Below are 14746 nucleotides of genomic sequence, written 5' to 3'. Positions count from 1 at the left end.
GGCGGTACGCGGTCACTGGTGGACCCCGGTGCACCGCAGGGGGGTTACCCCCACCCGTAGGGGAACACCCAGAGGAGAGACGGGGGTTCAGCGCAGGGAGAGCCGGAACGACATCTGTCCGAACTCGACCATGTCGCCGGCCCGGACCACCACGGCTCCGGTCACCCGGCGCCCGTTGACGGTCGTGCCGTTGGTCGAACCGAGGTCGCGCAGCACCCAGAGGCCGCCCTGGAGGGAGAGTTCGGCGTGCAGCCGGGAGACCGTCTCGTGGCTGAGCCTCAGGCCGTTCGCCGGGTCACGGCCGATCCGCAGCGGGTGGGGGCCGGGCGCGGGCAGCAGCAGCTTCGGCAGCCGCTCGGCCTGCCAGGCCCGCCCGACCTTGGCCGTGAACGCGGACATCTTCTCGACCGCGCCCACCACACGCCGGGTCCAGGTGGACTCGGTCCGCAGATCGGCGGTCAGCAGGGCGAGTTCGTCGGGCCGGCGGGCGGCGAGCGCCCGCTCCATCCGGAACAGGAAGGTGTCGTGCGAGAGCCGGCCCTGCGCGGCACCCTCCCGGAGCAGCACCAGCGCACGGTCCCGCTCGGCGTCGGAGAGCCGAGCGGAGGGCGTGGGGTACTCGAAAGGGGTCGTCACATCGTGATTGTCGGGCCGAGGGCCCCGAGGTGTCCAGAACGGGGCCCGGCCACAAAGCCGTACCGCCCCCACCGAGATCGCTGTTACGGTCTGGCCACTCGACTCCCAGGGGGAAACCAGACGTGACCGCGTCTTCTCGCACGACCTCTCACCCGACCGACGGCGTGACCGTCCGCCCGCTCTCCGGACCGGAGGAGCTGGAGCTGTTCCGCCGTCTCAGCTACGTCCTCGACCACGAACTCCAGGACGACCTCGCCACCGGCCGCCGCATACCCGACTGGATGTGGGTGGCCCTGCGCGGCGACCGGGTCCTGGCCAGGATCGCCTGGTGGACCAACAAGGAGGGCGGCGAGCCGCTCGCCCTCGACTTCTTCGACCTCGATCCGGAGCTGCCCGTCGAGGAGCGCTCCGACATCGGCCTGCGCCTGCTCGAGACGGCGACCGCGGCCGTCGTGCCGGCGGGCGCGCCGCGCCCCGAGTACGGCCGGTTCCTGCCGCCCGACTGGCACGAGATCCCCGAGACCCGCGCCCGGCTCGACACGCTGTTCGGCGTCCTGGAGCGCGCCGGAGCCCGGCCGCTGGTCGAGCGGCTGCGTCTGGAGTGGCGGGCCGGCACCGCCGTACCGGAGCCGAGGGGACGCCTGGAGTTCCGTCCGGTGAAGGACCGTGAGGACCTCGTGGCGCTGATGACCCCGGTGATGGAGGGCACGCTCGACGCGCACGGACAGGCCGATCTGGCGTCCGGTCTCTCGGCCCGGGAGGCGGCGGAGAAGCACTACGACGAGGAGTTCCCGCACTACGCCTCGCCCCGCGAGTGGTGGCAGGTCGCCCAGCTCCCGGAGACCGGTGAGCCGGTCGGCTTCGTGATCCCGGCGCGGAACAACTACCACCACACCATCGCCTACATCGGTGTGCTCCCCGCCCACCGCGGCAAGGGCTACATCGACGACATCCTGGGCGAGGGCACCCGCATCCTCGCCGGTGAGAACGTGCCGCGGATCCGTGCGGCGACGGACCTCGCCAACGTCCCGATGGCGAACGCGTTCGCCCGGGCGGGTTACGTCACCTTCGAGCGGGCGATCAACTTCGTATGGGACGCGCCGGGCAGCACCGACTCCTGACTGCCAGGATGGTCCCGGTAGTCGTTGGTCCGTCGACGAGGGGATCGGCCAGTGCTGTTCGAGGTGTGGGCTCCACAGGCTCGTGACCGGGTGACGCTGGAGCTGAACGGCGCCGAGCACCCGCTGGAGCGGGATGCCGAGCGGGCCGGCTGGTGGACCGGCGTGGCGCCGGCCGCCGACGGCGACCGCTACGGCTACTCCCTCGACGGCGGGCCGGTGCTGCCCGACCCGCGCTCCCGCCGCCAGCCCGACGGACCGGACGGCCTCAGCGCTGTCGTCGACCACGACGCGTTCGTCTGGTTCAACGAACCCCCGCGCCTGCGGCTGCGCGCCGGAGTCCTGTACGAACTGCACGTCGGGACCTTCACCCGCGACGGAACGCTGGACGCGGCGTCGGAGCGGCTCGGGGAGCTGGCGGGGCTCGGCATCACCCATGTGGAGCTGATGCCGCTGTGTCCCTTCCCGGGGAAGTGGGGCTGGGGGTACGACGGTGTCTCCCCGTGGGCGGTGCACGAGCCGTACGGCGGGCCGACGGCGCTCAAGCGCTTCGTCGACACGGCGCACGGGCTCGGGATGGGTGTGGTCCTGGACGTGGTCCACAACCATCTCGGCCCGTCGGGCAACCATCTGCCCTCCTTCGGCCCGTACTTCACCGACACCCACCACACGCCGTGGGGCGCCGCCGTGAACCTGGACGCGCCGGGCTCGGACGAGGTCCGCGCGTATCTGCTCGGCAGCGCGCTGGCCTGGCTGCGGGACTACCGGATCGACGGGCTCCGCCTCGACGCCGTACACGCCCTGACGGACACCCGGGCGCTGACGTTCCTGGAGGAGTTGTCGGAGGCCGTGGACGAGCTGGCGCGGGAGCAGGGCCGCCAGCACTTCCTGATCGCCGAGTCGGATCTCGCCGATCCGCGCACCACCACGCCGCGCACCATGGGCGGCATCGGCCTCCACGCCCAGTGGAACGACGACTTCCACCACGCCCTGCACACGGCGCTGACCGGGGAGTCGCAGGGCTACTACGCCGACTTCGCGCGCGCGCCGCTGGCCGCGCTCGCCAAGACCCTCACCCACGTGTTCTTCCACGACGGTACGTACTCGAGTTTCCGGGGCCGCTGCCACGGGCGGCAGGTGGACCGGGCCCGCACGCCCGCGCAGCGCTTCCTCGGCTACGCCCAGACCCATGACCAGATCGGCAACCGGGCGACCGGCGACCGGCTCTCGGCGACCCTCTCCCCCGGGCTGCTGGCCTGTGCGGCGACGCTGGTCCTCACCGGCCCCTCGGTGCCGATGCTCTTCATGGGCGAGGAGTGGGGCGCGAGCACTCCCTGGCAGTACTTCACCGATCACACCGACCCGGAGCTCGCCGAGGCGGTACGCCGCGGGCGGCGGCGGGAGTTCGCGGAACACGGCTGGGCGGAGGAAGACATTCCGGACCCGCAGGACCCGGCGACCCGGGACCGGTCGGTCCTGGACCGCTCGGAGCGCGAACGGTCCCCGCACAACCGGATCCTCGCCTGGCACCGCGAGCTGATCGCGCTCCGCCGCACCCTGCCCGACCTCACCGACCCGGACCTGGCGGCGGTCCGGGTGGCCTTCGACGAGGAGGCCCGCTGGCTGGCGTTCCGTCGCGGGGTGCTGCGCGTCGCGGTCAACCTGGGCAAGGAGACGGCGGAGATCCCCCTGGGGTCGAACGGCCGGGACCGGGTCGTCGCGGCCTGGGAGCCGGTCGAGGCGCCGGGCCGGGACGGGGCGCTGCGGCTGCCGGCGGAGTCCGCGGTGATCCTCAGCGACGGCTGAGCCGCCCGGCTCGGGACGCTGATCTACGGCCGCCGCGCCGACCCCTGCCACGAAGGCGGTCGGTGCGGGGGCACTATTCCACGATGGCCATCTCCCGCGAGGTGTTGTTGAAACGCCGCCCCGAGCCCTCCTCCGTGGCCGTCACGATGTCCTCGATACGGACGCCGAAGCGGCCCGGGAGATAGACGCCCGGCTCGATGGAGAAGCACATGCCGGGAAGGATCGGCCGCTCCTCGCCCTCGATCATGTACGGCGGCTCGTGGGTGGTCACGCCGATGCCGTGGCCGGTGCGGTGGATGAAGTACGCGCCGTAGCCCGCGTCCGCGATCACCTTGCGGGCCGCGCGGTCCACCTCCTGGCAGGCCACGCCCGGCCGGACGGCCTCGAAGCCGGCCTGCTGCGCCTCGCGGACGAGGTCGTGGACGCGCCGCTCCTCGGCGGTCGGTTCGCCGACGTGGACGGTACGGGTGGTGTCGGAGCCGTACCCGTGCTTGAGGCCGCCGAAGTCGAGGACCACCATGTCGCCGCGCTCGATGACCCGCTCCCCCGCCTCGTGGTGCGGGTCGGCACCGTTGGGCCCGGAGCCGACGACGGTGAAGTCGACCTGGGAGTGGCCGAACCGCAGCAGCAGCGCGGCCAGGTCGGCGGCCACGTCGGTCTCGCGGCGCCCGGCGAAGCGGACCGTGAGGATCTCTTCGTACGCCTGGTCGGCGGCGGCGCCGGCGGCCGCGATCCGCTCCAGTTCACGGGCGTCCTTGACGGCCCGCAGCATCGGCAGCGCTTCGGTGAGCGCGATGTACGAGGTGGAGGGCAGCGCCCGCTGGAGACCGAGCAGGTGCATGGCCCAGGCGTTGTCGCTGACCGCGAAGCGGCCTTCGGCGTCCAGGAGGGGCGCGGTGACGGCGTACGGGTCCTTGCCGTCGGTCCAGTCCCGGAGGGTCAGCGCGGGGGCGCCCGGGGCCTTGGCGGCATCCGGCGCTTCCAGGGTCGGCACCACGAGCACGGGGTCCCGACCGGCGGCCAGGACGAGGACGGTGAGCCGTTCGGTGCTCGCGGTCGGCCGGTAGCCGGTCAGATGGACCATGTCCGGTCCCGGGGCGACGAGGACGCCGGCGAGTCCGGCGTCGGCCGCCGCGTCGGCGGCGCGAGTCATCCGGGCGCGGTAGTCGTCGGCGGTGAAGGGGGCGGGCTGCGTGGTGACGGGCATGGGGCTCCTCCTCGACGTACAGCATCCTGCCCGGCGCTTCGACCGGACGCGACCGTTCAGCTCTTGTCCGGGCCCGGGGCGGGGCCTTGGGTGATGAGCTGTTCGAGCAGCTCCTGGAAGTCGTCGCCGACGACGATGCGCAGGTCACCGGAGTCCCCGTCCCGTTCACTGAGCTGGGTGAGCGTGCCGCCGCGCCACCAGAAGACGTACGGGCTGATGGCGCCGGGGGTGTCCTCGTACCCGGAGGCGGCGAAGGAGGCCATCGCACCGAGGGCGGCGACGATCGTGGTGTCGCGGATCGGGTGGAAGGCGAGCTGGTGCCGGAACGGCATCGCGACGAGGGCGCCGTGCTCGGTCAGCGGCCGGCCGGTGACGCGCTGGACGACTGCGTCCAGGTCGAGGACGCGGCTCGCGGTGTAGAAGGAGTCGCCGAGGAGCACCTCGAAGCACATGCCGTCGGCGTCCCGTACCGTCTCGTGCCCCTCGACGGGAAGTCCGCGCAGATTGCCCATCGCCCGGTCGCGCAGGTGCTGCAGGTCGCCGAGCGGTTCCAGGGCCTCGTCGGTGAGCATCATGACGCTCTCGGGCAGGTCGAGGGCGAGGACCTCGTACAGTCCCGGCGCGACGGTCCTGGCGTAGCCGAAGGTCCCCGGGTCGATGCCGTCGCCGCTGATCACCCGGGGGTAGAGCTGGGCGCGGATCTGCTCCGGCGGGAGGGTGTCGAGCGCGGAGGGGCCGTCCATGGTGCGCAGGACGAGGCGGACGTGGCGGCGGACGATCTCCGGCCACGCGCGCGGCCCGCGCCGGTCGTTGTGGCAGACGGCCGCCAGGTTGCCGAGCCCGAACTGCCGGCCGCTGTCGTCGCTCACCAGGTCCGCGTAGAGGGTGACTTCGAGTCCGAGCTCCGCGAACGCCTCGCGGACCTGGCCGCGGAAGAGGGCGGCCTCGCGCTCGGAGAAGTACGAGAACTCGGGGTCCCTGGGGGCGTCGTCGCCGTCCCGCCTGGGTCCTCGCCGGAACAAACCCACGTGCGCCGCCTTCCGTTGCCGTTGCCGCCCGGTCGGTTGCCGTCCGGTCCAGCCTAGGGCCTCTCTTCTGGATCAGGCGGGCAGCCTGCGGGCCAACTCGGCCGCCGGGCCGTCCGGTTCGGTGCGGGTGTGGAGGAGCTCGGTCCGGTGGACGAGCCGGGGGCTGGTCAGGGGGACGGCGACGGCCCCGGGGATCCCGTGGGCGGCGGAGGCGGGCAGCAGGGTCAGGCCGTGCCCGGCGGCGGCGAGGCCGGTGAGGGTGCGGACGTCGGTTCCCTCGTGGCGCAGCGCCGTACGGAAGCCCTGGCCGGCGGGTCCGCCGTGCGCGGCGCGCAGCCGGTCGAGAGGGAAGCCGGAGTCGGGGGCGTCGAGCCAGCGGGCGTCGGCGAGGTCGGCGAGGCGCAGCCCGTCGCGCCGGGCCAGCGGGTGGCCGTCGGGCAGGAGGACGGCGAGCGGCTCCTCGCTCACGCGCACGGCGGTGAGCGGGGCGACGTCGGGGAGCCGCAACGGGTCGCTGGGGGCGGCGAGTCCGTCGACAAGGCCGAGATCGGCCTCACCGGTGGCGACGGCGGCCGGGACGGTGTCTCGGGGCAGGACCCGCACGGTGACGCCCGTGGCGGGCAGGGCGGCGAGGGTACGCGGACGCAGGGCGAGCGGGGAGGCGGCGAGGGTCAGCTCCTTGCGGGGTGCCTCGGTGAACCGCGTGAGGTCGGCGCGGGCGGCCTCGATCCGCAGGAGCAGGGACCCGGCGTGTTCGAGGAGCCGCTCGCCGGCCGGGGTGGGGACGACGGGGCGGCGGCCGAGGAGCGGCACGCCGAGGTCGTTCTCCAGAGCGGCGATGTGCTGGGAGACGGCGGACTGGGTGTAGCCCAGCGCGCGGGCGGCCTCCGAGAAGGAGGCGAGCCGGGCGACGGTGACGTACGTACGCAGGAGGTGCGGGTCCATGGTCATCAGTGTTCACGATGGAGGGTGCAGGAATCATCGTTGGACGTGAACGGCCCGGGCCGCCCAGCATGGCCGGCATGACGAAGACCAAGTCCAGGACCGCTCGGGTCGCCCTGGTCGGCGACCGTTCCCCTCATGTGATGTCCCATGTCCGTGTCCCCGCGCTGCTCGACGCGCTGGCGGAGCGCGACGGCCTGGTTCTCGACGCGTACTGGGTCCCGACCGAAGACGCGACGGCGCCCGGCGCCGTGAAGGGTTTCGACGCGGTGTGGGTGCTGCCGGGGAGCCCGTACGCGAGCGAGGCGGGCGCGCTGGCGGCGATCCGCACCGCGCGGGAGGACGGGATCCCGTTCCTCGGCACCTGCGCCGGCTTCCAGCACGCGCTTCTCGAATTCGCCCGGCACGTCTGCGGTCTGACCCGGCTCGCCCACGCGGAGAACGACCCGGGCGCCGACGCGGACGATCTGCTGATCGCCCCGCTGGCCTGTTCGCTGGTCGGGCACGAAGGGGCGGTGCGGGTGACGCCGGGCTCGCTGGCCGAGTCGGTGCTCGGCGCCGAACGGACGACGGAGCGGTACCACTGCGCCTACGGCCCGGACGGCCGCCATCTGGAGGCGCTGCGGGCGCACGGCCTTCGGTTCACGGGCGAGGACGAGGACGGGCAGGTCCGGATCGCCGAGCTGCCCGGGCACCCGTTCTTCATGGCCACGCTCTTCCAGCCGGAGCTGGCCGGCGACGGGACGCGCCCCCACGCGATCGTGCGGGCACTGGCGCGGGCGGCGACGGAAAAGGCGCGTTAAGTCATCCGTACGACGAGGTGGGCGCGGTCACGGCCCCGGGCCACGAGCCGGGCGTTGGCCTCGTCGGAGTCACGGACCCAGCGCTCGGCGTGGTCCCGGTCCTTCCCGAAACGGACATGGCGCTCGACGAGCCGGGGCACCCGCCGCCGGTCGTCCAGGTCCAGGAACCACGCCTCGTCGAGGAGCGGCAGGACGGAGGCCCACGCCCCTTCGTCGTGCAGCAGATAGTTCCCCTCCGTGACGACGAGCGGTACGTCGGGGGCGACCGGTATCGCCCCGGCGACGGGCTCTTCCAGGGCCCGGTCGAAGGCGGGGGCGTAGACGATCGTGCCGGGCTCGGCGGCTCTCAGGCGGGCGAGAAGGGCCACGTATCCGGCGGCGTCGAACGTGTCCGGTGCCCCCTTCCGCGCGGCGCGGCCCAGCCGGTCGAGCTCCCTCTGGGCGAGATGGAACCCGTCCATCGGCACGAGCACGGCGAGTCCGTCGAGCCGGCCGACGAGCCGCGCGGCCAGCGTGGACTTCCCGGCCCCGGGCGCGCCCGCGATGCCCAGGATCCGCCGCCGCCCGGGTACGGCGAGCCGCCGTGCGCGGTCGATGAGCTCGGCGAGCTGCTGGGCGTCCATGCGGGGCATCTTCCCACCGGTCGCCGCTTGTACGACAACCGCCGGGACCCGCTCAGTCGGCCACCGGCGCCCGAAGGTCCAGCTCCGCCCGTACGGTCTTCCCGACGGGTACGCGATCGAGCACCGCCCAGCGCGAGGCCAGCGCTTCGACGATCAGCAGCCCGCGCCCCGAGTCGTCGAGGGGCCGGGCCACGACGGGCGCGCCGGGCCCCGGCGGACGGCACTCGGTGCGGGTGTCGGCGACATCGACCCGGAGAAGCGTCCCGGGCGTGTACGAGAGCGTCAGCTCGAAGTCGCGCCCGGGCACGCGGCCGTGCGTGACGGCGTTGGCGGCGAGTTCGGCGACGAGCAGCGCGGCGGTGTCGGAGGCGGTCGTGCCGTGGGGAACGCCCCAGCGGTCGAGCTGGTGCAGCGCGAGGTGCCGGGCGAGTCGGGCGCCGCGCGGAGTGGAGCTGAGGCGCTGGGTGAACACACGTACGGTGACGGGTTCTTCCCGGGTCAGGGGGGACGTCATGCGCCCAATGTGGCGCCGCTTCGGGCGGGTTGCCAGGTCAGCAACCCGTACGCTGGGTGAGCGTACGGGTTCGGAGGGTGGACAGTATCCGTAACGGGCCGTGACCATGGGCGGGTTGGGGAGCGGGGCACGGGAGGTGTACGGGATGACGGACGGGATTCCGGGCGGCGGAAAGCCGGAGACGTCGGACAGCTTGAAGACGTTCGGAGAGGTGGTCAAGACCTTCCGCAAACGGGCCCGCATCACGCAGGAGGACTTCGCCCCACTGGTGCGGTACTCGGTACCGACGGTGGCCTCGATCGAACAGGGCCGGCGGTTCCCGCCGGCGGACTTCGTGGACCGGGCGGAGGAGGCGCTCGACGCGTTCGGGGTGATCCGGGCGGCGGCGAAGCACGTCTCCCGGCAGCCGGGCATCGCGAGCTGGTTCCGCCACTGGGCGCGGCTGGAGCTGGACGCGCTGAACCTCTACACGTACGAGAACCGGCTGGTGCCGGGGCTGCTGCAGACGGAGGCGTACGCGCGGGAACTGTTCAGGGAGCAGCGCCCGCCGCTCGGGGACGACCAGATCGAGGCGCAGCTGGCGGCCAGGCTCGAACGGAAACGGCTGCTGACGGAGCGGCCGAACACGGCGTACAGCTTCATCGTGGAGCAGCATGTGCTGGAACGCCCGACGGGCGGCGTAGAGGTCATGCGGGAGCAGATCGACCACATCCTGGAGCTCGACGCCCACCGCAACATCGAGATCCAGATCATGCCGAAGGCACGGGGCCACCACGCGGGCCTCGACGGACCCATGCAGCTCCTGGAGACCCCAGACAACAGGTGGTTCGCCTACTGCGAGGGACAGGAGAGCGGCCAGTTCATCGCCGACAGCAAAGTCGTCAGCATCCTCCAGACACGGTATGCCAGGATGCGCTCACAGGCTCTTACGCTGGAAGACTCCCGGAGCCTGTTGCGGCAGATGCGAGGAGCGGTATGAGCACCACAGAACTGGCCTGGTTCAAGAGCAGCTACAGCAGCGGCGGTAGCGGCGACTGCGTCGAAGTCGCCCTCTCCTGGCACAAGTCCAGCTACAGCAGCAGCGGCGACGGTGACTGCGTCGAGGTCGCCACCTGCCCCACCACGGTCCACGTCCGCGACTCCAAGCGCACCGAGGGCCCCCAGCTCGCCCTCACGCCCACCGCCTGGGACGACTTCGTGGCCTACACGACCCACGCCTGACCTGCCTCGCTCCCGCCGTTCGTCACGGCGGGAGCGGCAGTCGGACGGTCAGCGCCTGCCCCACCACGTCTTGCCCTGGCCCCTGCGGATGTCCGTCACTTTGGCCAGGTCACCGCCCGCGTTCTGCGGCGCGCTGTGGGGCTGTACCCCCTTCAGCCTGGCCCGCCAGGGGCCGTCCGCCATCTCCATCTGGACGACGAGCGGGCCCTCGGGCAGCGGTACGGTCTCCCGTCGCCTGCCGATCTCGTTGACGACATTGTCGTACGTGGGCAGGGTCGTGGGATCGTCGTGGCCCGCCAGCTCATAGAGGTGGACGATGAGGTTGTCATCGCCTTTGTAGTGGAGGGCGAGGTCGGCGACTCCCCCGGTGTGCAGCAGGACGTCGGGGCCGCGGCTCTCCACCTGGTCCTCCGTCAGGAGCGTCGCCGCGGCCAGCGGCAACACCTGGAGCTGCCAGGGGCCCTCGGCGCTCAACTTCAGCCGCAGGCGGCCGTTCTCGGGGATAACGGTCAGCACCCGGCCCTGGAAGTCCTCCTCGGTGCTGTTGACGAGGTTGTCGCCCTCCTTGTTGAACCGGGTGAGGAGCCAGAGGCCGGTGTACCCGTCGCCCCGGATCGAGAGATCGACGATGACCGGCCCCGGCGGGAGCCCGTCCACGGTGATGACCTCATTGTCCCGGCCGGTCTGCTTGTACGGCTCGAAGACGGCACCGAACGTCCAAGGCACGTTCCCCTGCGGCACGTTCGGCTCCGGCACGCTCGACTCCGGCGCGGGCGGCGGTGCGAAGGCAGGTGGCGGGGCGAAGGCAGGTGGCGGGGCGAAGGCCGGGGCCTGGACCGGCACCGGGGCCGGGCCCTGGACCGGAGCATGAGGCGGAACCGATGCCTCCTCCGACACGTCCACACCGTGGTCCGTCGCCAGGCCGGCGAGGCCGTTCACGTAACCCTGGCCCACCGCGCGGAACTTCCACCCTCCCGCCCGCCGGTACAACTCCGCCAGGACCATCGCCGTCTCCCCGCCGGCCTCCGTCACGTCGTACCGCGCGACCGACGTACCGTCCGGCGCGAACGCCTCCACCGACAGCCCGTGCGCATCCCGCATCGCGCCGCTCTCCGTCGAACCGACCACCAGCACGCGGGCGATGTCCGCCTCGACCGCGGTGAGGCCGGTCTCCAGCCACCCGGTGCCGTTCTCGTCCCCGAGCAGCCGTACGGCGCCCGAGGGATGAACCGGAGCGCCATGGAACACGATGTCCCCGTCCCCCCGGACCCGGCCCGCCTCCGTCAGCAGCAACGCCGTGACGTCCACCCCGCCCCGCACCGCGATCCGCAACGGCACCGTCGGAACGAAGGCGTTGCCTCCCTTGATCATGTCCCCTCCACGCTCGACCACCCATGGATCTTGCAGCCGTTGAGGCCCCGGGACAAGGCCGGGCATCGTCGACCGGATCGAAGACGGCTGGAAGGGCGAGACGGGGAAGGCGTATCGCGCCCTTCACCGTGCCGCGGCCGAGGACGCGGTACGCATCCGGGAGATCCTGGTCGTCCTTGAGCAGGCCATGCGGAGAGTCGGGCGCACCCAGCGCTTCGACCTTCACGGAGCTGGAATCGGGGCAGCGGTACGCCCAGGCGGTTCTCAACGACGTCGACAACGTGGAACGTATCGAGAAGTGGATCCAGGGCGTCAAACAGAAGGACGCCAACCCCCAGCCTCCGAATTTCGACCCGAACAAGTCGGAGATTCAGCCCCCGCTCTACCTGCAATTCCCCGGGGAGACCGTCGGCCGCGGTGTGACGCGCGACGACTACGCTGCTGACGGCATGAATGCCAATGCCGGGGGCAGGAACGCTGTCCAGGTGCGGTTGATCTACAAGGAAGATCTGGACCCCCCTTCATCGTGCTCACTGCCATGCCGCACGAGGGGCTTGAAACCATGAGAGAGGTACGTGACGTGCAGGCAACCCCGGTGTCGCTGTTCTCGGACGGCCCGGTGCCCCGCCTCCTCGACCTCGCCGTTTCGGCTCAGGAGTCGGGAGGCGAGACCTCGCTCGACGATGAGCTCCGGCGTTACATCCGTCTGGTCCGCGGCGACTGGGTGGCCGACTGGAACTGCTCCGTCTACGCGGCCTCCGGAGCCCTGGACTTCGCCGCCGACTCCGTGGAGCGACTCGGCTCGCTCGACGGATTTCCCCCCGAGTTCCGGGAGAAGGCCGCACGCGCGGCCGGTGACATGAATCCGGTCGACTACCTTCGCACGCTCGCCGAAATGGTGCGCATTCTGGACCGGGAGGGCGTACGCGAATACGCGGAACTGCCGATGGCCGGCTGGGAATTCTGTCGGGTCTTTCCTTATCTGTTCGGCCTCGACGCGATCCTCATGGACGAGGGCGGTCCGCTGGCGGACAGCGTCCGCGAGCGGCTGGTGAACGAGGACCCGTACTGCGGGGAACCCGCCGCCGGCTATGCCACCGAGGCTCAGCGGGCGCTCGTCCTCTTCCCCGGTGCCGACGGGCTCCGTGACCGTCTCTCGTGGGCCACCCGTGACGGTCTGCGCGTCATCATCGACACCGTCAACGACCACATGCGGCGAGAGCACTCATGACCGCCATGCCCGCCGTCCGTCAGAACCGTGCCGCGACCTACCCCGACCGGGAGACCGCGCAGTGGGCCACCCAGCGGGTCGTCACCCGTAACGAGCAGGTGATCCACCGCTGGCTGGACCAGGTCGTCCGTGCTCACCTCGGGCGCACCGCCGACGACGAGGAGGCCCTTGGAGGCCTATCTCCGGCACTGCCGGCGGACCCGGCCGTGGGCCGTCGCCGTCGCCGAGCACCGGCTGCGCGAGTACGCCTGGGCACAGCCGGTCGGCGGCCGGTCGGTCGCTACTCCGATGCGGGCGTCAGGCGCAGCGAGATCGAGTTGATGCAGTACCGCTGGTCCGTCGGGGTCGGGTAGCCCTCGCCCTCGAAGACGTGGCCGAGGTGCGAGCCGCAGCGGGCGCAGCGGACCTCGGTGCGGACCATGCCGTGGGACCGGTCCTCGATCAGTTCGACGGCGTCGGAGTCCTTGGGGTCGTAGAAGGACGGCCAGCCGCAGTGGGACTCGAACTTCTCCGTCGAGGTGAAGAGCTCCGCGCCGCACGCCCGGCAGGAGTAGACGCCCTTGGTCGTGGTGTCGGTGTACTCCCCCCGGAAGGCCGGCTCCGTGCCGGCCTGGCGCAGTACCTGGTACTCGGCCGGGGTCAGCTCCGCACGCCACTGCTCGTCCGGCTTCTCGACGTCGTACGACATCACTCGCTCCTCAGCTCGACAGGTGGTCCAGGATCCGCGGGCCCAGGTCCGTGACGTCTCCCGCGCCCATGGTCAGAACGAGATCACCGGGCTTGGCCATTCCCGCGATCACGTCCGGGACGGCTCCCTTGTCGTGGACGGCCGTCACATCGGCGCCGGCCGCGCGGGCCGCCGTGATGATCAGGTCGCTCGTGATGCCGGGGATCGGGTCCTCGCGGGCCGGGTAGATGTCGAGGACGACCGAGGCGTCGGCGAGGGCCAGGGCGTCGCCCATCTCCTTGCCCAGCTCCTGGGTGCGGGAGAAGAGGTGCGGCTGGAAGACCACCAGCAGGCGCGAGCCCCCGGCGGCGCCGCGCATGGCCTCCAGGTCGGCGGTCATCTCGGTGGGGTGGTGCGCGTACGAGTCGATGACCTGCACGCCCGCGGCTTCGCCCTTGAGCTGGAGGCGGCGGCCGACGCCGGTGTACGCGGTGAGGGCCTGGGCCAGCTCCGCGGGGTCGATGCCCACGCGGGCGCCGGCGGCGAGGGCCGCGGCGGCGTTGTGGGCGTAGTGGCGGCCGGGGACGGAGACCGTGAAGACGTACTCGACGCCGTCCATGACGACGGTGACCTCGCTGGTCATGCCGTTCGGAACGATCTTCCGGATCCACACGTCGGAGCCCTCGGACTCGCCGACGGTGACCACGTGCAGGCCCTCGCGGTCGGCGACACGGGCGGCCAGCTCGCGGGCGCCGGAGTGCTCACCGACGACCAGCGTGCCGCCGGGGCGGACCTTGGCGACGAAGGCCTCGAAGGACTCGTAGATCTCGTCCATCGACGCGTAGTTCGCATGGTGGTCCAGCTCGACGTTGAGGACGATCGCGACCTCGGGGTCGTACTTCTGGAAGCTGCGGTCGCTCTCGTCGGCCTCGGCGACGAAGACCCCGCCCGCGCCGTGGCGCGCGTTGGTGCCGGGGCCCGCGAGGTCGCCGCCGATGGCGTACGAGGGGTCCAGGCCCAGCTCGGTCAGGGCGACGGCCAGCATCGAGGTGGTCGTGGTCTTGCCGTGCGTACCGGCGACCGCGATCGCGCGCAGGCCGTCCATGAGGGAGGCGAGGGCGTCGGAGCGGTGGACGACGGGGATGCCGAGCTCGGCTGCGCGGACCAGCTCGGGGTTGTCGGCGCGGATGGCGCTGGAGACGACGACGGCGGAGGCGTCGTCGGAGAGGTGGGCCGCGGCGTGCCCGATGTGGACCGTGACGCCCAGCGCGCGCAGCGCCTCGGCGGTCGCGGACTCCTTGGCGTCGCTGCCGGCGACCTTCGCGCCGCGCTGGGCGAGGATCTTCGCGATGCCCGACATTCCGGCACCGCCGATGCCGATGAAGTGCGGCCGCTCCATGGTGGCAGGGACGGCGGCGGCAGGGATGGCGGATGCCATGCGGATCTCTCCCCGGAGTGCGGCGTACAGGAGGTGCCCAGCCTAGTGGTTCGCGTGGGCCGCCCCGGGCGTCGCCGGGACGTCGGGGACGTACTTCCGTACGCCGATCAGGCCCGCGACCGCGATCAGGGTGGAGCAGAC

Annotated in this window: 16 protein-coding genes; 7 read left to right on the top strand and 9 right to left on the bottom strand. The window is 72.1% G+C overall.

Annotated elements, in window-relative coordinates:
- Positions 1-87 precede the first annotated feature (87 nt).
- On the bottom strand, positions 88-636 hold the full coding sequence (locus ABZY12_RS16375) for a DUF1707 and FHA domain-containing protein (protein ID WP_356890685.1): 549 nt from the start codon (positions 634-636) through the stop codon (positions 88-90).
- Positions 637-758: 122 nt separating this feature from the next.
- Here ABZY12_RS16375 and ABZY12_RS16370 point away from each other — a divergent pair, with 122 nt between their 5' ends.
- Complete coding sequence (locus tag ABZY12_RS16370) at positions 759-1757, top strand: GNAT family N-acetyltransferase (RefSeq protein ID WP_356890683.1); 999 nt, start codon at positions 759-761, stop codon at positions 1755-1757.
- Between the two features lie 51 nt (positions 1758-1808).
- Positions 1809-3560, top strand: coding sequence for a malto-oligosyltrehalose trehalohydrolase (gene treZ / locus ABZY12_RS16365; RefSeq protein ID WP_356890681.1), 1752 nt, complete (start codon positions 1809-1811; stop codon positions 3558-3560).
- A gap of 73 nt (positions 3561-3633) precedes the next feature.
- Here treZ and ABZY12_RS16360 read toward each other — a convergent pair whose 3' ends face one another.
- The 3 genes from ABZY12_RS16360 to ABZY12_RS16350 all read right to left on the bottom strand — a co-directional run bounded on the left by ABZY12_RS16360 (position 3634) and on the right by ABZY12_RS16350 (position 6740).
- The gene (locus ABZY12_RS16360; RefSeq protein WP_356890679.1) at positions 3634-4767 is read right to left on the bottom strand and encodes an aminopeptidase P family protein; all 1134 of its coding nucleotides are present in this window, start codon (positions 4765-4767) and stop codon (positions 3634-3636) included.
- Positions 4768-4823: 56 nt separating this feature from the next.
- The gene (locus ABZY12_RS16355) at positions 4824-5795 is read right to left on the bottom strand and encodes a hypothetical protein (RefSeq protein WP_356890677.1); all 972 of its coding nucleotides are present in this window, start codon (positions 5793-5795) and stop codon (positions 4824-4826) included.
- Between the two features lie 72 nt (positions 5796-5867).
- Positions 5868-6740 carry a LysR family transcriptional regulator gene (locus tag ABZY12_RS16350; protein WP_356890675.1) on the bottom strand — a complete coding sequence of 291 codons (873 nt, stop codon included), beginning with the start codon at positions 6738-6740 and terminating at the stop codon, positions 5868-5870.
- A 77-nt stretch (positions 6741-6817) separates the two neighbouring features.
- On the opposite strand from ABZY12_RS16350, the gene ABZY12_RS16345 reads away from it, so the two are divergent.
- The gene (locus ABZY12_RS16345; RefSeq protein ID WP_356890673.1) at positions 6818-7540 is read left to right on the top strand and encodes a hypothetical protein; all 723 of its coding nucleotides are present in this window, start codon (positions 6818-6820) and stop codon (positions 7538-7540) included.
- Here ABZY12_RS16345 and ABZY12_RS16340 read toward each other — a convergent pair.
- The gene (locus ABZY12_RS16340) at positions 7537-8163 is read right to left on the bottom strand and encodes a nucleoside/nucleotide kinase family protein (protein ID WP_356890671.1); all 627 of its coding nucleotides are present in this window, start codon (positions 8161-8163) and stop codon (positions 7537-7539) included. The two genes, ABZY12_RS16345 and ABZY12_RS16340, sit on opposite strands and share 4 nt — an antisense overlap.
- Before the next feature lie 52 nt (positions 8164-8215).
- Positions 8216-8677, bottom strand: coding sequence for an ATP-binding protein (locus ABZY12_RS16335; protein WP_356890669.1), 462 nt, complete (start codon positions 8675-8677; stop codon positions 8216-8218).
- Between the two features lie 145 nt (positions 8678-8822).
- Here ABZY12_RS16335 and ABZY12_RS16330 point away from each other — a divergent pair, with 145 nt between their 5' ends.
- Both ABZY12_RS16330 and ABZY12_RS16325 read left to right on the top strand, forming a co-directional pair.
- Positions 8823-9656, top strand: coding sequence for a helix-turn-helix transcriptional regulator (locus tag ABZY12_RS16330; RefSeq protein WP_356890667.1), 834 nt, complete (start codon positions 8823-8825; stop codon positions 9654-9656).
- Positions 9653-9898, top strand: a complete 246-nt coding sequence (locus ABZY12_RS16325) for a DUF397 domain-containing protein (protein ID WP_356890665.1) — start codon at positions 9653-9655, stop codon at positions 9896-9898. The genes ABZY12_RS16330 and ABZY12_RS16325 overlap by 4 nt, the downstream gene beginning before the upstream one ends.
- Before the next feature lie 48 nt (positions 9899-9946).
- On the opposite strand, the gene ABZY12_RS16320 is transcribed toward ABZY12_RS16325, so the two are convergent.
- Positions 9947-11269, bottom strand: a complete 1323-nt coding sequence (locus ABZY12_RS16320) for a TerD family protein (protein ID WP_356890663.1) — start codon at positions 11267-11269, stop codon at positions 9947-9949.
- A 281-nt stretch (positions 11270-11550) separates the two neighbouring features.
- On the opposite strand from ABZY12_RS16320, the gene ABZY12_RS16315 reads away from it, so the two are divergent.
- Together ABZY12_RS16315 and ABZY12_RS16310 are read left to right on the top strand one after the other, a co-directional pair.
- Positions 11551-11835 carry a hypothetical protein gene (locus tag ABZY12_RS16315; protein WP_356890661.1) on the top strand — a complete coding sequence of 95 codons (285 nt, stop codon included), beginning with the start codon at positions 11551-11553 and terminating at the stop codon, positions 11833-11835.
- Positions 11832-12500, top strand: a complete 669-nt coding sequence (locus tag ABZY12_RS16310) for a hypothetical protein (RefSeq protein ID WP_356890659.1) — start codon at positions 11832-11834, stop codon at positions 12498-12500. The genes ABZY12_RS16315 and ABZY12_RS16310 overlap by 4 nt, the downstream gene beginning before the upstream one ends.
- 280 nt (positions 12501-12780) lie before the next feature.
- Here the strand turns inward: ABZY12_RS16310 and msrB are convergent, their stop codons facing one another.
- Complete coding sequence (msrB, locus tag ABZY12_RS16305; RefSeq protein ID WP_356890657.1) at positions 12781-13188, bottom strand: peptide-methionine (R)-S-oxide reductase MsrB; 408 nt, start codon at positions 13186-13188, stop codon at positions 12781-12783.
- 10 nt (positions 13189-13198) lie between these two features.
- Complete coding sequence (gene murC, locus ABZY12_RS16300; protein WP_356890655.1) at positions 13199-14605, bottom strand: UDP-N-acetylmuramate--L-alanine ligase; 1407 nt, start codon at positions 14603-14605, stop codon at positions 13199-13201.
- Positions 14606-14746 lie beyond the last annotated feature (141 nt).

The sequence above is a fragment of the Streptomyces sp. NPDC006551 genome (genome assembly GCF_040611675.1).
Lineage (GTDB): Bacteria > Actinomycetota > Actinomycetes > Streptomycetales > Streptomycetaceae > Streptomyces.
The sequence above is the reverse complement of the archived record's forward strand: the minus strand, read 5'-3'. Positions and strand labels throughout refer to the sequence as shown.